Annotated in this window: 23 protein-coding genes; 8 read left to right on the top strand and 15 right to left on the bottom strand. The window is 55.1% G+C overall.

What is annotated here, in order from left to right:
• The first annotated feature begins 46 nt into the window (after positions 1-46).
• The gene (yfbR, locus tag AC2FAK_RS09380) at positions 47-646 is read left to right on the top strand and encodes a 5'-deoxynucleotidase (RefSeq protein ID WP_013098110.1); all 600 of its coding nucleotides are present in this window, start codon (positions 47-49) and stop codon (positions 644-646) included.
• A 53-nt stretch (positions 647-699) separates the two neighbouring features.
• Here yfbR and AC2FAK_RS09375 read toward each other — a convergent pair whose 3' ends face one another.
• The 4 genes from AC2FAK_RS09375 to yfbV all read right to left on the bottom strand — a co-directional run bounded on the left by AC2FAK_RS09375 (position 700) and on the right by yfbV (position 4321).
• Positions 700-2532 carry an SLC13 family permease gene (locus AC2FAK_RS09375; RefSeq protein ID WP_020690639.1) on the bottom strand — a complete coding sequence of 611 codons (1833 nt, stop codon included), beginning with the start codon at positions 2530-2532 and terminating at the stop codon, positions 700-702.
• A 75-nt stretch (positions 2533-2607) separates the two neighbouring features.
• Positions 2608-3267 (bottom strand): sugar phosphatase, encoded by a 660-nt coding sequence (locus AC2FAK_RS09370; RefSeq protein WP_023621503.1) that lies wholly within the window; start codon positions 3265-3267, stop codon positions 2608-2610.
• Between the two features lie 11 nt (positions 3268-3278).
• Positions 3279-3773, bottom strand: a complete 495-nt coding sequence (locus AC2FAK_RS09365; protein ID WP_013098113.1) for a YfbU family protein — start codon at positions 3771-3773, stop codon at positions 3279-3281.
• Between the two features lie 92 nt (positions 3774-3865).
• On the bottom strand, positions 3866-4321 hold the full coding sequence (gene yfbV, locus AC2FAK_RS09360) for a terminus macrodomain insulation protein YfbV (RefSeq protein WP_020690637.1): 456 nt from the start codon (positions 4319-4321) through the stop codon (positions 3866-3868).
• Positions 4322-4657: 336 nt separating this feature from the next.
• Here yfbV and ackA point away from each other — a divergent pair, with 336 nt between their 5' ends.
• Together ackA and pta are read left to right on the top strand one after the other, a co-directional pair.
• Entirely contained in the window at positions 4658-5860 is a 1203-nt protein-coding gene (gene ackA, locus AC2FAK_RS09355; RefSeq protein WP_013098115.1) for an acetate kinase, read from the top strand.
• A gap of 76 nt (positions 5861-5936) precedes the next feature.
• Positions 5937-8078 (top strand): phosphate acetyltransferase, encoded by a 2142-nt coding sequence (gene pta / locus AC2FAK_RS09350; protein ID WP_013098116.1) that lies wholly within the window; start codon positions 5937-5939, stop codon positions 8076-8078.
• A gap of 114 nt (positions 8079-8192) precedes the next feature.
• Here pta and AC2FAK_RS09345 read toward each other — a convergent pair whose 3' ends face one another.
• The 5 genes from AC2FAK_RS09345 to AC2FAK_RS09325 form a co-directional block, all read right to left on the bottom strand.
• The gene (locus AC2FAK_RS09345) at positions 8193-9146 is read right to left on the bottom strand and encodes a transketolase family protein (RefSeq protein WP_047023805.1); all 954 of its coding nucleotides are present in this window, start codon (positions 9144-9146) and stop codon (positions 8193-8195) included.
• On the bottom strand, positions 9139-9969 hold the full coding sequence (locus AC2FAK_RS09340; RefSeq protein WP_095455038.1) for a transketolase: 831 nt from the start codon (positions 9967-9969) through the stop codon (positions 9139-9141). The genes AC2FAK_RS09345 and AC2FAK_RS09340 overlap by 8 nt, the downstream gene beginning before the upstream one ends.
• Entirely contained in the window at positions 9966-11357 is a 1392-nt protein-coding gene (locus AC2FAK_RS09335) for a PTS ascorbate transporter subunit IIC (protein ID WP_023622509.1), read from the bottom strand. The genes AC2FAK_RS09340 and AC2FAK_RS09335 overlap by 4 nt, the downstream gene beginning before the upstream one ends.
• A 21-nt stretch (positions 11358-11378) precedes the next feature.
• Entirely contained in the window at positions 11379-11651 is a 273-nt protein-coding gene (locus tag AC2FAK_RS09330) for a PTS sugar transporter subunit IIB (protein ID WP_013098120.1), read from the bottom strand.
• An 80-nt stretch (positions 11652-11731) separates the two neighbouring features.
• On the bottom strand, positions 11732-12175 hold the full coding sequence (locus tag AC2FAK_RS09325) for a PTS sugar transporter subunit IIA (protein WP_013098121.1): 444 nt from the start codon (positions 12173-12175) through the stop codon (positions 11732-11734).
• Positions 12176-12410: 235 nt separating this feature from the next.
• Between AC2FAK_RS09325 and AC2FAK_RS09320 the strand changes: the two genes are divergently transcribed.
• Positions 12411-13430 (top strand): LacI family DNA-binding transcriptional regulator, encoded by a 1020-nt coding sequence (locus AC2FAK_RS09320; RefSeq protein WP_013098122.1) that lies wholly within the window; start codon positions 12411-12413, stop codon positions 13428-13430.
• Between the two features lie 3 nt (positions 13431-13433).
• On the opposite strand, the gene yfcD is transcribed toward AC2FAK_RS09320, so the two are convergent.
• The 3 genes from yfcD to yfcF are packed head-to-tail and all read right to left on the bottom strand — an operon-like array spanning position 13434 to position 15296.
• Positions 13434-13988: an NUDIX hydrolase YfcD gene (yfcD, locus tag AC2FAK_RS09315; RefSeq protein WP_013098123.1), complete on the bottom strand. Its 555-nt coding sequence runs from the start codon at positions 13986-13988 to the stop codon at positions 13434-13436.
• Positions 13989-14043: 55 nt separating this feature from the next.
• Positions 14044-14595 (bottom strand): phosphodiesterase, encoded by a 552-nt coding sequence (gene yfcE, locus AC2FAK_RS09310; RefSeq protein WP_141236767.1) that lies wholly within the window; start codon positions 14593-14595, stop codon positions 14044-14046.
• A 56-nt stretch (positions 14596-14651) separates the two neighbouring features.
• Positions 14652-15296 (bottom strand): glutathione transferase, encoded by a 645-nt coding sequence (yfcF, locus tag AC2FAK_RS09305; protein WP_013098125.1) that lies wholly within the window; start codon positions 15294-15296, stop codon positions 14652-14654.
• A gap of 140 nt (positions 15297-15436) precedes the next feature.
• Between yfcF and yfcG the strand changes: the two genes are divergently transcribed.
• The 4 genes from yfcG to AC2FAK_RS09285 all read left to right on the top strand — a co-directional run bounded on the left by yfcG (position 15437) and on the right by AC2FAK_RS09285 (position 17971).
• On the top strand, positions 15437-16066 hold the full coding sequence (gene yfcG / locus AC2FAK_RS09300) for a GSH-dependent disulfide bond oxidoreductase (protein ID WP_023621684.1): 630 nt from the start codon (positions 15437-15439) through the stop codon (positions 16064-16066).
• 75 nt (positions 16067-16141) lie between these two features.
• Complete coding sequence (folX, locus tag AC2FAK_RS09295; RefSeq protein ID WP_013098127.1) at positions 16142-16510, top strand: dihydroneopterin triphosphate 2'-epimerase; 369 nt, start codon at positions 16142-16144, stop codon at positions 16508-16510.
• Positions 16511-16523: 13 nt separating this feature from the next.
• Positions 16524-17417, top strand: coding sequence for a TIGR01777 family oxidoreductase (locus AC2FAK_RS09290; protein ID WP_013098128.1), 894 nt, complete (start codon positions 16524-16526; stop codon positions 17415-17417).
• A gap of 44 nt (positions 17418-17461) precedes the next feature.
• Positions 17462-17971 (top strand): GNAT family N-acetyltransferase, encoded by a 510-nt coding sequence (locus AC2FAK_RS09285; RefSeq protein ID WP_095455040.1) that lies wholly within the window; start codon positions 17462-17464, stop codon positions 17969-17971.
• Positions 17972-18314: 343 nt separating this feature from the next.
• On the opposite strand, the gene hisP is transcribed toward AC2FAK_RS09285, so the two are convergent.
• From hisP to AC2FAK_RS09270, 3 genes are read right to left on the bottom strand one after another with little or no spacing between them, the layout of a single operon-like run.
• A complete protein-coding gene (gene hisP, locus AC2FAK_RS09280; RefSeq protein WP_020690627.1) occupies positions 18315-19088 on the bottom strand; it encodes a histidine ABC transporter ATP-binding protein HisP in 774 nt (257 codons plus the stop codon).
• Between the two features lie 8 nt (positions 19089-19096).
• Positions 19097-19813 carry an ABC transporter permease gene (locus AC2FAK_RS09275; protein ID WP_008502590.1) on the bottom strand — a complete coding sequence of 239 codons (717 nt, stop codon included), beginning with the start codon at positions 19811-19813 and terminating at the stop codon, positions 19097-19099.
• Positions 19810-20496, bottom strand: coding sequence for a histidine ABC transporter permease HisQ (locus AC2FAK_RS09270; protein WP_013098131.1), 687 nt, complete (start codon positions 20494-20496; stop codon positions 19810-19812). The genes AC2FAK_RS09275 and AC2FAK_RS09270 overlap by 4 nt, the downstream gene beginning before the upstream one ends.
• Positions 20497-20576 lie beyond the last annotated feature (80 nt).

The raw sequence follows: 20576 nt of genomic DNA, 5'->3' as shown, positions 1-20576 counted from the left end.
CTCCCCGCACAATGAAGTCTGTCGCAGTGAAGACAAAAGGTAACCTATGAGTCAGAGTCATTTTTTTGCCCACCTCTCCCGCCTGAAACTCATCAACCGCTGGCCTTTGATGCGCAATGTGCGCACCGAAAATGTCTCAGAACATAGTCTGCAGGTTGCGATGGTCGCGCATGCCCTTGCGGCCATTAAAAACCGCAAATTCAACGGTCAGGTCAATGCGGAACGTATCGCGCTGCTGGCGATGTATCACGATGCGTCCGAAGTGCTGACCGGGGATCTCCCCACGCCGGTGAAATACTTCAATTCGCAGATTGCACAGGAATATAAGGCCATTGAGAAGATTGCCCAGCAGAAGCTGATTGAGATGGTCCCGGAAGAGCTACGCGACGTCTTTGAGCCGCTGATTGACGAACATCAGTATACGGAAGAGGAAAAGTCACTGGTGAAGCAGGCGGACGCGCTCTGCGCCTACCTGAAATGTCTGGAAGAGTTGTCTGCGGGGAATAACGAGTTTTTACTGGCCAAAACGCGTCTGGAAAAAACGCTGGAATCCCGCCGCAGCGAAGAGATGGATTATTTTATGCAGGTGTTTGTGCCGAGCTTCCATTTATCGCTGGATGAGATCAGCCAGGATTCTCCGTTGTAATTTTTCGCCGGGTGGCGGCTTCGCCTTACCCGGCCAACGTTTCTGCGCTCACGCTAAAACGGGAATAACACCGGAATCAGCACCACACATACCAGCATCACCAGTATGGTGAACGGTACGCCAATCTTCACGAAATCGCTAAAGCGGTAATTCCCCGGCCCCAGTACCAGCGTGTTAACCGGCGAAGAGACCGGCGTCATAAACGCCGCAGAGGCCGCCATCGCCACCATCATTGCAAAGGGGTACGGCGACACACCCATCGATTTCGCCATCGCCAGTGCAATGGGCGCCATCAGCACCGCCGTGGCGGTATTGGAAATGAACAGCCCTATCGTGGCGCACATCACGAACAGGCACACCATCATCATATACGGACCGTATCCCCCGCCGATGTCCATGAGCCCTTTAACCACTAAATCCACCCCACCAGTTTTTTGCAGGGCAAGGGCGAATGGCATCATCCCGACAATCAAAATGATGCTTGGCCAGTGAATTGCTTTATAGGCGCTCTCGGCATCAATACAGCGAAACTTGCCCATTAACAGGCAGGCAATAATCGCCGCCACCGGGTTCGGGATCTCGTCGGTGAGCATTAGTGCCACCATCAGCACCAGACAAAAAATGGCGTGAGGCGCCTGGCTGTGGGCCGGAGAGGCATCGCTCTCCTCAACGGGCATGTTGAGTACCACAAAATCGCGGCCTTTTTGGCCGAGCTGGCTGATAAGCTTCCAGTTACCCACCACGAGAAAAATATCGCCCAGCAGGATAGGCTCATCCACCACGGCCCCTTCCATCGCCACGCCATCACGCTTCAGGCCGACGACATTAAGGCCGTAGCGGGTACGGAACCCCATTTCACGCACGGTTTTGCCCAACAATTCCGATTCCGGGATCAGCGACACTTCCGCCATACCCACATCCAGCGCCTGGTCGGAGAAATACTCTCCGCGTAGCACCATCGGCTCCAGCAGTTGCTCACTGCAAAACTCACGCAGATCGACCTCTGCGGTGGACATATCGATCAGCAGAACGTCACGCGCCCGGAATTCGGACACCCCGTTCACGTTGACGATGACCCGGCGAAAGCGACGCCAGCGCTCCACGCCGATCACGTTCGCGCCATACCGCTCGCGCAGCTTCAGGTCATCCAGGCGCTGGCCGACCATTGGCGAACCGGGACGAATAGCCAGACGGCGGGCGCGGCCGGCCAGACGGTACTCTTTGATCAAATCGCGGAAGGTGCGTCGTTTCCAGCCATCTTTAGTTTTATCCTGCTTCTCGCCTTTCAGGGCGAAGCGAGTCAGCAGCATATACACCACACCCATCAACAAAATGACCAGCCCAAGCGGGGTGACGCTGAAGAAGCTAAAGCCCTCCAGCCCTTCACGTATCAGCTCGCTGTTGACCACCAGGTTTGGCGGCGTGGCCACCAGGGTCATCATACCGCTGATGAGCCCGGCAAAGCTCAGGGGCATCATCAGGCGCGACGGTGAGGTCTGCATGCGCATGGAGACGCTCAACACCACCGGGATAAAGATGGCAACGACGCCCGTCGAGCTCATAAAGGCTCCCAGCCCGGCGACCGTAAGCATGAGGTAGATCAGCATTTTGGTTTCGCTGTTGCCAGCCACCCTCACCAGCCATGCCCCCACGAGGGTTGCCACGCCGGTGCGCACCAGCCCGTCGCCGATAATAAACAGCGCGGCAATCAGAATGACGTTGGGATCGCTAAATCCCGAGAAGGCTTCCGGCAGCGTGAGCGTACCGCTCAGCGCAAACGCAACGATAACAAACAAAGCGACGGCATCCATGCGCACTTTGCCTGTAGCAAACAGAATGATGGCGATTAAAAGCAGGCTGAGCACCCAAATCAGTTCACCGTTCACAACATGTCCTTGTCAGAGAGAGATGCGAAATTGTGCCATAAAAAAGCCCCAGCAGCGTGGGGCTAAATCATGGGATTACACTTTTAGCGAGACGGTTACAATACCGTCTGGCGCCTTAGCGATATCAAGCGCGGTCAGCGTATTGAGCACAAAGTCCGCCTCGTCCAGCCGGGGAGAATCGGCCGGAACGTTGACGGCAATAACGTGGCTGCCGGCGTTCAATCCGGCCAGCACGCCCGCTGCCGCATCTTCCACCACCACGCACTCCGCCGGGGGGATGCCCAGCAGTTCTGCACCCAGCAAAAAGGCATCAGGCTCCGGTTTGCCGCGTTTCACGCGCTCAGCGGTAATGAACACGTCCGGCGTGGGTAAACCCGCCGCCTTATGACGAGCGTGAGCCACGGGAACCGAGCCGGAGGTGACAATGGCCCACGGAATTTGCGCTTCATTCAAATGCTCAAGCAGTTCACGAGCACCGGGTAACGCAGTAATGCCGTCCGTATCGGTGGCTTCAATGTGTTCCAGATATTTAAACTCCGCCTGAATTTCGTCCTCAGAGCGTCCCGCCAGGAAATGCCGGAGCGAGGTTATGGCCTGTTTGCCGTGGATAAAATTCAGCACGTCCTGATGGTCGATGCCATGTCTGTCCGCCCAATGGCACCATGAACGCTCTACAACCGGTAGCGAATCCACCAGCGTACCGTCCAGATCAAACAGAAAACCTCTACACTGCACACGCACCTCCGTCAGGCATTAATGATTTGTTGAATTTCGTTGCTGCTTAAGTGGTACTGGCGCGGGCAGGCGTGCCATGCGCTCAGCATGCGCTGGTATTTTTCCCACATAGGGGTCTGCGCGTTAAAGCCGTGGGTGCCCGCATCAAAGTGCGTATAACGCCCTTCTGTATTCACCATAAAGCGGACATAGCTCAGATAGCGCGCTTCCGTTGCGGCATCAAAGCCTAAGAAAGTGACGCGGCGCTCGTCAATGGACTGCTGATCTTTCAGGTTGGTCCAGGACACGTGAAGCGCGTGGTACATCTCCATAATGTCGATCACGATGCGGCAGGTTTCTTCTTTCAGCTCGCCAAACTCGCGGTCCAGTTCACGCATCTGCAAACCAAAGCCGCGTTCGACGATGGTCTGCAGGCGGCTGTAGCGCTCAGCGTTATCGGGATCAAGCATAGTCATCATTTTGTACTGGTTGGACAAAATCAGACGTTGAGCATGGGTCATTTCCATCTTTCGACTCCTGTAGCGCATGGCACTTGAAAAAAAAGACACGGTAACGGTGTGTTACTGTGCCTTCTTTTATTCGTCGTTTCGATGATCAATCACAAATCATCGAGGAATGTTTTATCAAGTTGCTTAAAAGCTCGCTTAAGCGTGTCAGCCAGCGCCTGATAATCGGGCTTGCCTTCAACCGGAGCGAGCGCCTGACCGGCTTCTTCCAGTTTCCCGCGAACATCATAAAACCAGTGTAAAATAGAAGGCGGCAGAGGTGTGATTGAACGCTTACCTAACCACCACAGCCCCTGCATCGGCAGGCTCAACGCAAAAAGCGCCGTCGCCACGGCAGGCCCGAGCTGTCCGCCCAGCGCAATTTGCCAGCAGAGGGTAAAAATAGCGACAGGAGGCATGAAGCGAATCGCGTAGCGCGTGGCGCGGATTGTGCGATTCTCAATGAACATGGGCGCAAGGCGTTTTTCCATCGGCCACGTCTTCGCGTAATGCTGTCCCCGACGAAACAGACTAAAAAAATTCACGGACGGGATCTCAGGTGTCGACATGGCATACCTCAACTTCACATATAAAAATTAAAATTTTCGTGCAAAACCACAACAAGCTATGACAACGTTCAAAATATTTTGTCATCACTACCCCGTATCGGGTATCCTGTGCCAGCCTGATAGGGCCGTAGACGAGAATCGTTAACTCGTCAAATTATCGCATATTATGCCATTGTCTGAAAAATGTTCAAAATGGCTTAAAATCATAGGTATTTCTTCCATCCTGCCAGAATGTTCGTTTGGCATGATGTTAATCATAAATGTCTGGGTCAGCATGCGTTACGCTTTTAGACTCTTTGACGTTTTTTTAGCCACGTATCAATTATAGGTACTTCCATGTCGAGTAAGTTAGTACTGGTTCTGAACTGCGGTAGCTCCTCACTGAAATTCGCCATCATCGATGCGCTCAACGGTGACGAGTACCTCTCTGGTTTGGCCGAATGTTTCCATCTGCCTGAAGCACGTATCAAGTGGAAGATGGACGGCAGCAAACAAGAAGCGGCTTTAGGTGCAGGCGCCGCTCACAGTGAAGCGCTGAACTTTATCGTTAACACTATTCTGGCACAAAAACCAGAACTGTCTGCTCAGCTGACTGCGATTGGTCACCGTATCGTCCATGGTGGCGAGAAATACACCAGTTCCGTCGTGATTGACGACTCTGTTATCCAGGGCATCAAAGACTCTGCATCTTTTGCACCGCTGCACAATCCGGCGCACCTGATCGGTATCGCTGAAGCGCTGAAATCCTTCCCGAATCTGAAAGACAAAAACGTGGCCGTGTTTGACACCGCGTTCCATCAGACCATGCCGGAAGAGTCTTACCTCTATGCCCTGCCATACAGCCTCTACAAAGAGCACGGTGTTCGTCGCTATGGCGCGCACGGCACCAGCCACTTCTATGTGACTCAGGAAGCGGCAAAAGTGCTGAACAAACCGGTTGAAGAAGTGAACATCATCACCTGCCACCTGGGCAACGGTGGTTCCGTTTCTGCAATCCGCAACGGTAAATGTGTTGATACCTCCATGGGTCTGACCCCGCTGGAAGGTCTGGTGATGGGTACGCGTTCCGGTGACATCGACCCGGCGATTATCTTCCACCTGCACGACACCCTGGGCATGAGCGTTGACCAGATCAACAAAATGCTGACCAAAGAGTCTGGCCTGCTGGGTCTGACCGAAGTCACCAGCGACTGCCGTTACGTTGAAGACAACTACGCAGAGAAAGAAGACGCTAAACGTGCAATGGACGTTTACTGCCACCGTCTGGCGAAATACATCGGCTCTTACACTGCGCTGATGGATGGCCGTCTTGACGCTGTTGTCTTCACCGGTGGTATCGGTGAGAACGCGGCAATGGTTCGCGAACTGTCCCTGGGCAAACTGGGCGTTCTGGGCTTTGAGGTTGATCACGAGCGTAACCTGGCTGCCCGCTTCGGCAAGTCTGGCTTCATCAACAAAGAAGGCACCCGCCCTGCTCTCGTTATCCCAACAAACGAAGAGCTGGTCATCGCGCAAGACGCGCACCGTCTGACTGCTTGATTCCACACCGCCAGCTCTGCTGGCGGTGCTGTTTTGTCACCCGCCACAATCAGGCGGTAACGAAAGAGGATAAACCGTGTCCCGTACTATTATGCTGATCCCTACCGGAACCAGCGTCGGCCTGACCAGCGTCAGCCTTGGCGTGATCCGTGCTATGGAACGCAAAGGCGTTCGTCTGAGCGTCTTTAAGCCAATCGCCCAGCCTCGTGCCGGTGGCGATGCGCCAGACCAGACCACCACCATCGTTCGTAAGAACTCCAATCTGCCAGCGGCCGAACCGCTGAAGATGAACCACGTTGAATCTCTGCTCTCCAGCAACCAGAAAGACGTGCTGATGGAAGAGATCATCGCCAACTACCACGCCAATACAAAAGACGCGGAAGTGGTGCTGGTTGAAGGCCTGGTTCCGACCCGCAAACACCAGTTTGCCCAGTCGCTAAACTTCGAAATTGCGAAAACCCTGAACGCCGAGATCGTCTTTGTGATGTCTCAGGGCACAGATACCCCAGAGCAGCTGAAAGAGCGTATCGAACTGACCCGCAGCAGCTTCGGTGGTACTAAAAACACCAACATTACGGGCGTAATCGTCAACAAACTGAATGCGCCTGTGGATGAGCAGGGCCGTACGCGTCCTGACCTGTCCGAGATCTTCGACGACTCTTCCAAAGCGAAAGTCATTAAAGTTGACCCGGCTAAACTGCAGGAATCCAGCCCGCTGCCGGTTCTGGGCGCGGTGCCGTGGAGCTTCGATCTGATTGCCACTCGTGCCATCGATATGGCGCGTCACCTGAACGCCACCGTGATCAACGAAGGCGACATCAATACCCGCCGCGTGAAGTCCGTGACCTTCTGCGCCCGCAGCATTCCACACATGCTGGAGCACTTCCGCGCTGGTTCTCTGCTGGTGACCTCCGCAGACCGTCCAGACGTGCTGGTTGCTGCCTGCCTGGCCGCGATGAATGGCGTAGAAATCGGTGCTATCCTGCTGACCGGTGCTTACGAGATGGATCCACGCGTCAGCAAGCTGTGCGAACGCGCGTTCGCGACTGGCCTGCCGGTATTCATGGTTAATACCAACACCTGGCAGACCTCCCTGAGCCTGCAGAGCTTCAACCTGGAAGTGCCGGTTGATGACCACGAGCGTATCGAGAAAGTTCAGGAATACGTTGCAAGCTACATCAACGCAGACTGGATCGAATCCCTGACCGCAACCTCCGAGCGCAGCCGTCGTCTGTCTCCTCCGGCCTTCCGTTACCAGCTGACCGAGCTGGCGCGTAAAGCGGGCAAACGTGTTGTTCTGCCAGAAGGCGACGAACCACGTACCGTGAAAGCGGCCGCAATCTGTGCAGAGCGCGGCATCGCGACCTGTGTGCTGCTGGGTAACCCGGATGAGATCAACCGCGTTGCGGCATCCCAGGGCGTTGAGCTGGGTGCTGGCATCGAAATCGTTGATCCAGAAGTGGTTCGCGAAAGCTACGTTGCCCGTCTGGTCGAACTGCGTAAGAACAAAGGCATGACCGAAGCCGTTGCGCGTGAGCAGCTGGAAGACAACGTGGTGCTGGGTACGCTGATGCTGGAGCAGGACGAAGTTGACGGCCTGGTGTCCGGTGCGGTTCATACTACCGCGAACACCATCCGTCCACCGCTGCAGCTGATCAAAACGGCTCCAGGCAGCTCTCTGGTTTCCTCCGTGTTCTTCATGCTGCTGCCTGAACAGGTTTACGTTTACGGCGACTGTGCGATCAACCCGGATCCAACTGCAGAGCAGCTGGCTGAAATCGCAATCCAGTCCGCGGACTCCGCGATTGCCTTCGGTATCGAACCACGCGTCGCGATGCTCTCCTACTCCACCGGTACCTCTGGTGCAGGTAGCGACGTAGAGAAAGTGCGTGAAGCGACCCGTATTGCACAGGAAAAACGTCCTGATCTGATGATCGACGGCCCGCTGCAGTACGATGCCGCAGTTATGGCTGACGTTGCGAAATCCAAAGCGCCAAACTCCCCGGTTGCAGGTCGCGCTACCGTGTTCATCTTCCCGGATCTGAACACCGGTAACACCACCTACAAAGCGGTACAGCGTTCAGCAGACCTGATCTCCATCGGGCCAATGCTGCAGGGTATGCGCAAACCTGTGAACGACCTGTCCCGTGGCGCGCTGGTAGACGATATCGTCTACACCATCGCGCTGACGGCGATCCAGTCTTCTCAGCAGCAGTAAATAAGGTCTTGCCGGATGGCGCTTCGCTTATCCGGCCTACAGGACCGTAGGCCCGGTAAGCGCTAGCGCCACCGGGCAACAAAAAGGCGACCGCTCACGGGTCGCCTTTTTTATTTACAGCAGCTCTCGCGCCGCTGAAACAATGTCATGCGCCGTCAGGCCATACTCCTTCTGCAGGAAGTCCTGCGTCCCTACCTGGCCGTAACGCTCCTTCACCCCCACGCGACGCATCGGCACCGGGCAGGTCTCCACCAGCACTTCCGCCACCGCCGAGCCCAGCCCGTTGTGAATGCTATGGTTTTCGCAGGTCACGATCCGCCCGGTTTTCTCGGCGTAGTTTTTCACCAGCATCCGGTCGATGGGCTTCAGGGTAAACATGTCTATCACTGCCGCGCTAACGCCCTCCTGCTCAAGCTGACGGGCCGCTTCCAGCGCTTCGGCCACCATAATGCCGTTGGCAATCAGGGTAATGTCGCTTCCTTCGCGCAGCACATTGCCTTTGCCGATGGTAAACGTTGAACCCGGGGCATACACGCTTGGCGCCTGCTTACGGATAGTACGTACCCAGTAGAACCCGTCGAGGTCGATAAGCTGGCGCAGTATGTCTTCAAACATCACCGCGTCGGTCACCTCCAGTACTACCGAATGCGCCAGACCGCGCACAATGCCCATATCCTCGAACGACATATGCGTCCCGCCGTTATGGCAGGCCGTCACGCCCGCATCCGAGGCAATGACCTTCACGTTATTTCGCTGGTAGTCCAGGGACATAAACAGCTGGTCGAAGCAGCGACGGCTGGCAAAGGCGGTAAAGGTATGAACAAACGGCTTGCGGCCGGTGAGTGACAGCCCGGCCGCGGTACCGATCACGTTGGCCTCCATAATGCCGCAGTTGATCACATGTTGCGGATAATCGCGCGCCACGCCGTCCATCGCCATTGAGCTCATCAGATCCGCTTCCAGGGCGATGATCTCGCTCCCGGCTTCAATCTGTTTTGCCACAAAGCCCGCGTAGACCTTACGCATCTCTATGGCATCTTTCTGTCCTGCAGGTGCAACCTTAATCATGAGTTACCTCCAGCTGGCGGATCGCCTCGTCGAGGGCCGCTTTGCTCTCCGGGGTCAATCGCAGATGGTGCGAGTTACCCAGCTGTTCCAGATACGCCACTCCCTGTCCTTTGATGCTGTCGAGGATCACCACCCGCGGACGCGCATCCGCTGGCGGAACCGGTGCGGTGACCTTCAGCAGTGCCGGGATGTCATCTCCTTTCACCGTCACCACGTCAAAACCAAAGGCGCGGAATTTCCCTTCCAGATTGAACGCGCAGATGATCTCATCCAGCTCGCCATCAAGCTGTTGTTTATTCCAGTCCACAAACACCGTCAGGTTGTTAAGACGATGGTGGGCAATAAACTGGAATGCTTCCCAGCACTGCCCTTCGTTCAGCTCGCCGTCACCGACGATGCAAAAGACCCGATTTGACCGCCCGGCCAGCTTGTGCGACAGCGCCATGCCGCCCGCGATGGAGATCCCCTGGCCAAGCGAACCGGTCGTGGCATCCACACCGCGTGTTTTTAGCCGGTCCGGATGGCTTGGCAGGCGTGTGCCGTTCTGGTTAAGCGTGCTCAGCTCTTCCATCGGGAAATAGCCCTTAATCGCCAGCGTACTGTACAGGGCCGGTCCCGCATGGCCCTTCGACAGGACAAAGTAGTCTCGTTCTGGCCAGTCCGGGTCTGCCGGGTCAATTTTCATTACCGCACCGTACAGTACGGCCAGGGTTTCGACGACCGACATACTGCCGCCGTAGTGACCAAATCCCAGCTGCGTCAGCGATTTCAGGGTCTCGAGTCGAATTTGACGCGCGAGTTCGGTTATCTCATTCTCGTTCATGATTTGGCTCCGGTGTTTTCCTGCGCATTACCACCCGCAGATTTGTTTTTCGCGAACACGTTGTACGCCACCAGCAGCGCGAACAACGCAACGACAAGCCCGGTGATGGCCAGTGGTGACAGGAAGCGCGCCAGGTTGCCAAGCACAATCCCGACGGCGCCGAAATCAGCGTCCGAGAAAGTGGTATTGGCAAAGCCAATGGCTCCCAGTACAGGCAGCAGCAGCACCGGCAGGAAGGTGATTAAGAGCCCGTTGGCAAAGGCGCCAATCATTGCCCCGCGACGTCCACCGGTGGCGTTACCAAACACGCCCGCGGTTGCGCCGGTGAAGAAGTGCGGCACCACACCCGGCAGGATCAGCACCCAGTTAAACTGGCCGCAGATAATTAACCCCACAATCCCCCCGAGGAAGCTGAACAGAAAGCCAATCAGCACCGCGTTGGGCGCATACGGATAGACCACCGGGCAGTCCAGGGCCGGACGCGCATTGGGCACCAGTTTTTCTGAGAAGCCGGTAAAGGCCGGGACGATTTCTGCCAGAATCAGGCGTACACCCTGCAGGATGATGAACACCCCAGCGGCGAAGGTGATTGCCATGATAATGGCGTAGACCAGGTAGTTCTGACCGCCGCTGAAGGTCGCCTCGACGTATTCACGCCCGGCGCTCACCGCCATGATCAGGTAGATAATCATCATGGTCAGAGAGATGGAGATCGAGCTGTCACGCAGGAAGCTCAGGTTCTTCGGCAGGTTCATCTCTTCGGTTGAACGTGAACCTTTGCCGACCTTGCTGCCAATCCAGCCGGACAGCACGTAGCCCAGAGTGCCGAAATGGCCGAAAGCAATATCATCGTTGCCGGTAATGCGCTTCATGTAACGCTGCGCAATCGCCGGGAAGAAGGCCATGACCAGCCCGAGGATCAGCGACCCCGTAAAGACCAGCCCTACCCCTTCAAAGCCCGCAACCGTGAGGATCACCCCAATCATGCACGCCATGTAGAACGTGTGGTGTCCGGTCAGGAAGATATACTTCAGACGGGTAAAGCGGGCGACGAGAATATTGGCCACCATCCCAAACGCCATAATCAGCGCAGTCGAGGCCCCATATTTTTCCAGCGCAATGGAAACAATCGCTTCATTATTGGGAATAATGCCCTGAATATTAAAGGCGTGTTCAAACATACCGCCTAATGGATTTAAAGACCCCACCAGCACGGTGGCGCCACCGCCCAGCACAATAAACCCGAGAATAGTTTTAATGGTCCCTTTTACAACGTCAGAAAAGGCTTTTTTCTGCGCAACGAGACCAATTAAGGCAATCAGGCCCACCAGCACGGAAGGGACTTTTAAAATATCGACAACGAAATTCAGCGTTTCAAGGATAAACATATCCACCTCGCCTTATCAGGGTTATTGTCTTTCGAACCAGGCACGCAGCTGCGCTTCAAGTTCGTTGATATCGATGATGTTGTTGATCACCACCAACTGGTTTTCCGGCACGCTGGCGCTGGAGGCAATATCTTTCGCCATCACGAAAAGATCGGCCGCACCGGGCGTGGCTGAAGAGAGATCGGAGTGCTCAACCTCGGCGTCAATGTCCAGCTTCTTAAGCACTTTTTTAATATTCATTTCGACCATAAAACTACTGCCCAGGCCAGAACCGCATATAGCCATGATTTTCATTGTTGTCCCCTTTTTTGCGTAGAGTATGTCCCATCACGCTTGCGCGTAATGTGTGTGACGAGTCGGATTAAATAATTAAATCAGAAGCGGTCGATTATCGTTTTAATTTCCTCCAGGGTATTCGCCTGATGTAATTCCGCCATATCCTCATCGCTTGAAAATAATTCAGCCAGCGCAGAGATCATTTCGATATGGCTGTGTTTATCCGGTGCCGCCAGCATAACGATCACATCGACGGGATCAAATTCGCCTGCACCGAATGAAACGCCCTTCCTGAGTTTTAATAATGAGAGGCCCAGTCCTTTTGCCCCCTCTTCCGGCCGCGCATGCGGCATGGCCAGCCCTGGTGCCAGCACATAATAGGGTCCTAAAGTGTGGTGCTGCTCAATGATGGCCGTTACGTATTCCGGCGCAATGACCTGCAGCTCCAGCAACGGTTTCGCGCATATCTCCAGCGCCTGCGGCCAACTCTCAACGCTATCCTGCAGCGTGATGGTTGTATCATATATCCACTTTTTGAGCATTTTCCCTCCCGGCATCGCGCTAAAGATGAACAAACTTTATTCAACGCATAACGAATTGGCTGCGATCGGGATCACAAAGATAGCGCTACCAAGATCTAACATTCAGAAGTGTGATAGCGCTATCAAATTAACATCCTGGCGCGAAATCACAGCAAAAAAAGGGATTTAAGGCGTATACTGCCTGTCACGTTAAGAGAAGGATGAAATGAGTGGCGTCCTGTCAGCAGGAAGGTGTATGTCTCTAACCCGAAAACGGCGCAGTACCGGTAAAGTGACACTTGCCGATGTCGCACAGCTTGCCGGTGTGGGCACAATGACCGTGTCCCGTGCTCTCCGCACGCCTGAACAGGTTTCCGATAAACTGCGAGAAAAAATAGAAGCCGCGGTACAAGAGTTAGGCTATATGCCCAATCTTGCAGCCAGTGCGCTGGCTTCGGCCTCGTCATGGACGATTGCGATGGTCGTCCCCAATCTTTCCGAAGCCGGTTGTTCAGAAATGTTCGCCGGGCTCCAGCAGGTGTTACAGCCCGCCGGCTATCAGATCATGCTGGCCGAATCCCAGCATCGTCTTGAACAGGAAGAGAAATTGCTGGAAACGCTGCTGGCGTCAAATATCGCCGCAGCGATTTTGCTCAGCGTCGAACATACCGACACCGTGCGTCACTGGCTAAAAAACGCCTCGATTCCGGTGATGGAGATGGGCGCCATGCGCGCCGATCCTATCGATATGAATATCGGGATTGATAACGTCGCGGCCATGTATGAACTCACGGAAATGGTCATCAAACGCGGCTACCAGAACATCGGCCTGCTGTGTGCCAACCAGGAGCAGTGGATTTTCCAGCAGCATTTGCAGGGCTGGTACAAAGCGATGCTGCGCCACCATATGTCGCCTAACCGGGTGATTAACGCCGCCATGCCGCCGAGCTTTTCGACGGGGGCCGCACAACTTCCTGAATTTCTGCTGGCGTGGCCGGAGCTGGATGCGCTGGTTTGCGTCTCAGATGAACTGGCCTGTGGCGCGCTGTACGAGTGCCAGCGCAGGCGTATCAAGGTGCCGGACGATTTGGCCGTGGTCGGGTTTGGCGACAGCGACGTCAGCCGTGTCTGTCAGCCGCCGCTGACGACGATGGCAGTACCCCATCGTAAGATTGGTATTGAAGCGGGACGTGCATTGCTGGAACGTCTGAATGACGGAGACTGGCGCGATCAGAAACCCATCGCATCCAGTCTGTGTCTGAGGGAGAGCTGCTAAAGCTTATTCGGCCTCTTCTTCTTTCTCAGATTTAGTCGATTCGTTTTTGGCGTTGCGGGTCATCCACAGCGCCAGTGCTTTTAACGAATCCGGCGTGAACTCGTCACAACGCGCGGTGATCTCTTCCGGCGTCATCCAGCTCACTTCGCTTACTTCTTCTTCCTGCAGGGCGAACGGCCCGTGGGAAACGCAGCTAAACAGCCCGCCCCAGACACGGCAATGTTCGTCTTCAAAATAGAACTGTCCATGCTCGGCAAACGGTACGCCCGCAATGCCTAGCTCTTCTTCCGCTTCACGGCGTGCGGAATCCAGCAGGACTTCATCCGCCTGAACGACACCGCCCGCAGTGGCATCCAGCATACCAGGGAGAAAATCTTTGGTGTCCGTGCGGCGTTGAACCAAAATTTTGCCCATGCCATCATGAACAACAATATACGTCGCACGATGACGCAGGCGTTCAGCGCGCATTTGTTCGCGGCTGGCCTGCGCGATCACTTCATTCTCTTCGTTGACAATGTCAACCCACTCTGTACTTGCCAAATGACTCTGCTCCACCATCGGGAAACCTTCTCGTCTAAGCGCTCTTACGGCGCGTTTACAGTTGAGGTGTAACTTACGGATTAATCGCTACCTGTGCAATAACTTGCTGATCATTAAGTGCGATAACGCTTAACGTATGCTCATCAAGCATGCCATAGCTCGCCGGGTATCCGCCTTTCGGAATGCTGACCGAACCTGGGTTGAAGTGATAAATCTCCCCGCGTTTTTCTGCTACCGGAATATGAGTATGGCCGTAAACCAGGACATCGCCAGCGGCCAGCGCCGGGAGATTATCCGGGCTAAAAAGATGACCATGTGTGAGGAACAGACGGCATTTTTCCAGCAGCACCTGTTGCCACGGAGCGGTCATGGGGAAGTGCAGCAGCATCTGATCCACTTCGCTGTCGCAGTTACCGCGCACGGCGATAATGCGCGAGGCATACGGGTTGAGTTTTTCCACCACCTGCGCAGGGGCATAGCCTTCCGGCAATGCGTTACGTGGACCATGGTTCAACACGTCACCCAGAATAACCAGCCACTGCGCCCCACTTTGTGCGAACAGGGAAAGAACGCGCTCGGTCGCGGGCAGCGATCCATGGATATCCGACGCAAACATCAGTTTCATCAGTCACTCCTCAGAAAAACAGACTGCCCTTATCATACCTTAAGCGCCAGGGCTTATCAGCCGACGCGCTTAGCGGAGAGTGCCACATAGCGCTGCACCGACGCACGTTGCCACTGGAAAGTGGCGTAATCCACCAGCAGCTGGGGGACGTCATCGCCGTTAAGGATCAAGCGGTTCAGCATCAGCGCCAGGTCGGTATCGGCAATACACCATTCGCCAAACAGGTTCGGGTTACCGTGGGCCAACAGCGAGGTGGCGGTGTCAATCAGCTTTTGCGCGCTCTGCGCCCCCTCAGTACTCAGGGCGGGCTTTTTCACACCCGCAAATACCACATCCGTGGAGCGTTCAACGCGAATCGGCACCAAATCGCTGCGTAGCCACGCCTGGATTTGCCGTGCCCGGGCCCGCTTTTGCAGATCGTGAGGATAAATACGCTCCCACTCTGGTGGCGCGAACCGATCTTCCAGGTATTCATCGATCGCCGACGATTCACTCAGCGCGAAGCCATCAATGTCCAGTACCGGCACGCGCCGGGTCAGATCGTAACCCTGCCACTGCGGTTTCAGGTGTTCACCGCCGTCCAGATCAACGGTTTTCAGGCTAAATGACAGCCCTTTTTCCGCCAGCGCCACGTACACGCTCATGACATAGGGTGAAAAGAATTGGGCATCGGACCACAACGTGATTACAGGCTGGTTCATAACATCCTCATCGGCTGATCGGTATTCCCTCAACATATAGTCTCTTTACGCCGCTGTCACTTGATGAAAACTCACGATTTTGCACAACCACCTATACTGATTGGTCATGGCATTACACTTCACACTGACAGGAGTTGAGAATGATCGACCTTTATTACGCCCCTACTCCAAACGGCCATAAGATCACCCTCTTTCTTGAAGAAGCCGAGCTGGAATACAGGATCATCCGCGTGGATATCAGCAAAGGCGATCAGTTCAGGCCTCTCTTTCTGGCCATCTCACCGAACAACAAAATCCCGGCCATCATCGATAACCTGCCAGCTGATGGCGGCAAACCGTTGAGCCTGTTTGAATCCGGGGAGATTTTGCTCTATCTGGCGGAGAAAACCGGCAAACTGCTGAGCGGGGAACTGCGCGAGCGTCACCACACGCTACAGTGGCTGTTCTGGCAGACAAGCGGCCTGGGCCCGATGCTGGGGCAGAACCACCACTTTACCGCTTACGCGCCACAACCCATCCCGTATGCGATAGAGCGCTATCAGGTGGAAACGCAGCGGCTGTACGGCGTACTGAACCGTCGGCTGGAAAAATCACCGTGGCTCGGGGGCGATCATTACAGTATCGCCGATATCGCCTGCTGGCCGTGGGTGAATACCCATGAACGTCACCGTATTGATTTAGCCTCTTACCCGGCGGTTAACAACTGGTTTGAACGTATCCGCACCCGCCCGGCGACCGAGCGTGCGATGAAAAAAATCCAGGAGATTTAGGCCTGCGCCCGGTTGGGCGCGTGTCAGGCTCTCATGTATTATGGGGAGGAAATACTGACACGGAGAAGACCTGCAATGTCGCAGCATGACGCTATTATTCGTATAAAAAATTTACGCTTACGTACCTTTATCGGTATCAAAGACGAGGAGATCGCCAACCGTCAGGATATCGTGATTAATGTGGTTATCCACTATCCGGCAGACAAGGCGAGAGGCAGTGAAGATATCAATGACGCGCTGAACTATCGCACGATTACGAAAAGCATCATTCAGTACGTGGAAAATAACCGCTTCTCTCTGCTGGAAAAATTAACTCAGGATGTGCTCGACATCGCACGCGAACATCACTGGGTCACTTATGCTGAAGTAGAGATCGATAAACTTCACGCCCTGCGTTATGCCGACTCCGTCTCCATGACGTTAAGCTGGCAGCGCCGGGCGTAAACCTGGAGGTTGTATGAAGATTCTGCTGACCGGCGGTACAGGCCTGATTGGCCGTCATCTCATTGCGCGTCTGCAGGCGTTACATCACGACATTACCGTGGTAACGCGCAGCCCTGAGAAAGCGCGCCAGGTGCTGGGTGCCGGTATCGACATCTGGAAAAATCTGGCTGACCGGCAGAATCTGGACGGCTTTGACGCCGTCATCAACCTGGCCGGTGAACCCATCGCCGACAAACGCTGGACGGAAGAGCAAAAACAGCTGTTATGCAGCAGCCGCTGGAACATCACCGAAAAGCTGGTCGAGCTCATCCGTAACAGCCATACCCCGCCATCGGTACTGATTTCCGGTTCTGCGGTAGGCTATTACGGCGATCTCGGTGAGGTGGTCGTGACCGAAGAAGAGCCGCCGCACAACGAGTTTACCCATAAGCTCTGCGCCCAGTGGGAACGTATTGCCTGTGCTGCCCAGAGCGATAATACCCGCGTGTGCCTGCTGCGTACCGGCGTCGTTCTCGCGCCGAAAGGCGGCATTCTGGCGAAGATGCTTCCTCCGTTCCGGCTCGGACTGGGCGGCCCCATCGGTAATGGTCGTCAGTATCTGCCGTGGATCCACATCGACGATATGGTCAACGGTATTCTCTGGCTGCTGGATAACGATCTGCGTGGGCCGTTCAATATGGTTGCGCCGTACCCGGTGCGTAACGAGCAGTTTGCCCACGCGCTGGGCCATGCTCTGCATCGCCCGGCGATTTTGCGCGTGCCCGCAACCGTGATTCGCCTGATGATGGGTGAAGCGTCCGTGCTGGTGCTGGGCGGGCAGCGCGCGCTGCCTAAACGGCTGGAAGCGGCCGGGTTTGCGTTTCGCTGGTATGACTTAGAAGAGGCGTTGAGGGATGTGGTGGGATGAATATGTTACATTTGTACGCCATGTCCCGATGAAATGGCGTAACAATGGCAACCATTACCACACCCCGGCTTCACCTCACCCCTTTCGAACCCACTGACTGGGCCTTCTTCCGCTCGTTGCGGGAAGATCGCAATATCATGCGTTACATGGCCGCCATCGCGCCGGAAAAAGAGACCCGGCGCGTATTTGCTGCGCGCTTAACGGCGGCGCACGTTTTTGTGATTCGTTTTCATGATGATGACACGCCGCTGGGCGATATCGGCCTGCAGATCAGCCCGGAGAATCGTGAAGAGGCTGATATTGGCTATACGGTTGTGCCTGCCGCGCAGGGGAAAGGTATCGCCAGTGAGGCGTTGCGCGCGGTATGTGAATATGCGTTTAACCAGACCGGCGTGAAAGCGATTAACGCCTACGTACTGGCGGACAACGGCGGGTCGGTGCGGGTGCTGGAGAAAGCGGGGTTTGTGCGTACGCAGGTGCTGGAGAAGGCGTACGAGATTGACGGCGTACGGTATGACGACTGGGTGTATCGGCTGGAGTGCAGTGCGGTCTGATGCCCTCACCCCGGCCCTCTCCCACAGGAGAGGGAGAAAACCCAGCCTGTAGGCCCGGTAAGCGAAGCGCCACCGGGCGATTGGGCTGCACCGCGGCCCTCTCCCACGGGGCTGAGGAATCCCCACTAATTTTTTATTAGTGGTTTCAGAGGATTAGAATGAATATTTTGCGAGCAGTTAGATTCACTCAGCTCGTAGACAGACAGAAAACGCTCATAAATGTGCATCTTCTGTCGAGTTATCGGTTGTTTTTAGCTCCATTTTTGAACAATAAACAACCATTTATCCATATCTAATTTTCTGGGGATTCCTCAGCCCACGGGGAGAGGGAGAAAGGCAAAACCTACTTCAAAGAGCCCTTCAGGAACTGCTGCAAACGCGGGCTTTGCGGATTTGCTAATACTTCATCCGGATGCCCCTGCTCTTCGATTTTCCCCTGATGCAGGAAGATCACGTGGTTCGAGACGTTGCGGGCAAAGCCCATCTCGTGCGTTACCACGACCATGGTTTTACCCTCTTCGGCCAGCTTCTGCATGATGCGCAGCACTTCGCCAACCAGTTCCGGATCAAGTGCTGAGGTCGGTTCGTCGAACAGCAATACTTCAGGCTCCATCGCCAGCGCGCGGGCGATAGAGACACGCTGCTGCTGACCACCAGAGAGATGCACCGGGTACTTTATCTGCTGTCGCTCATCGATACCCACTTTCGCCAGGTATTTCACCGCGCGCTCACGGGCCTCCTGCTTGCTTAAACCCAGCACCTGAACCGGCGCTTCCATCACGTTCTCCAGCACCGTCATGTGGCTCCAGAGGTTGAAGTGCTGGAACACCATTGTCAGTCGCGTGCGCAGCAGGCGCAGCTGGTTCTTATCTGCCACCTTCAGTTGGCCGTCTTTATCCCGGGTCAGATTGATATTCTGCCCGCTGACCACAATTGAGCCTTCACTCGGCTTTTCGAGGAAGTTGATGCAGCGCAGGAAGGTACTTTTCCCCGAGCCAGATGATCCGATAATACTGATCACGTCGCCTGCATTTGCCTGCAGCGACACCCCTTTCAGCACTTCATGTTCGCCGTAGCGTTTGTGCAAATCAATTACGTTTAATTTGTTCTCAGCCATCATCATTCTCAGTGCGTCGAAGAGGGTTTTATATGCTGCAACCAGCGCTTTTCTGCCTTACGGAACAGGCTAATCAGGACGTATGAAATAATCAAATAGAGCACTGCCGCAATGCCAAACGCGGTAAACGGCTGATAGGTCGCAGAGTTAATATCGCGGGCGATTTTAAGCAGGTCGGGCACCGTGGCGGTAAAGGCCAGCGCGGTGGAGTGGAGCATTAAAATCACTTCGTTACTGTAGGCTGGCAATGCGATACGCAGCGCCGACGGCAGAATAATGCAACGGTACAGTTTCACCGACGAGAAGCCGTACGCGCGCGCCGCTTCGATTTCTCCGTAAGGAACGGAGCGGATGGCCCCGGCGAAAATCTCGGTGGTGTAGGCGCAGGTGTTGAGCGTCAACGCCAGCACCGTACAGTTCAGGCCGCTGCGGAAGAAGGCGTTCAGCATCTCGGTGCCTTTCACAATTTCCAGCGTATACATGCCCGAATAGAACACCAGCAGCTGTACGTACAGTGGTGTACCACGGAATACGTAGGTAAACAGCCAGATCGGGAACTGAATAAATTTATTGTTCGACACGCGGCCAATGGCAAGAAACACCGCCAGAATGCCACCCATCACCACCGAAGAGATCAGCAGCCACAGCGTAATGGCCACGCCGGTGAAGCGATAGCCGTCCGTCCACAGCAGCGATTTCCAGTATTCCTGAATAATCTCAATCACAGGTCAGCCCTCTTCACACCCACGGAGTAGCGACGTTCGAGCAGAAGCAGCACACCATTGGAGACGGTCGTAAAGACCAGATAGATCACGCCACACACCACCGCAAAGTAGAACGGCTCCCAGGTACTTTTACCGGCAAGCTGCGTGGCCTTTACCACATCTTCCAGACCCAGCAGAGAGACCAGCGCCGTGGCCTTGAGGATAACCTGCCAGTTGTTGCCAATGCCCGGAAGCGCGTAGCGCATCATGGCCGGGAACATAATCCGGCGAAACGTCTGGGAGGAGGTAAAACCGTAGGCGGTCGCCGCTTCTATGTGTCCTTTCGGTACCGCCATATAAGCGCCGCGGAAAGTTTCGGTAAAGTACGCGCCGTAGATAAAACCGAGAGTGATAATACCGGCCACCATCGGGTCGATATCGATCTGTCCCATTCCCATGGCGTCCGTCACGCTGTTAAGCGCGATCTGCAGCCCGTAAAAGATAAGCAGCATCAGCACCAGATCGGGAACGCCGCGAATCAGCGTGGTATAACCTTCAAAAATCAGCGCCAGCGGTTTGTTTGCCGAAAGCTTCGCCCCTGCGCCTGCCAGACCTATCAGCACCGCCAGCACCACGGAGCTGATAGCCAGCTCAAGGGTGACAAGCGCGCCCTGTAAAATAACGCCAGAAAATCCGTACAGCATACCGCGAGCCCTGTCGTATCGTGAGTGATGGACCGTGTCTTATCCCCTCCCTGAGCGGGAGGGGCCGCACGTTATTTGAC

This window comes from Enterobacter cloacae complex sp. 394F7, assembly GCF_057320385.1.
The sequence above is the reverse complement of the archived record's forward strand: the minus strand, read 5'-3'. Positions and strand labels throughout refer to the sequence as shown.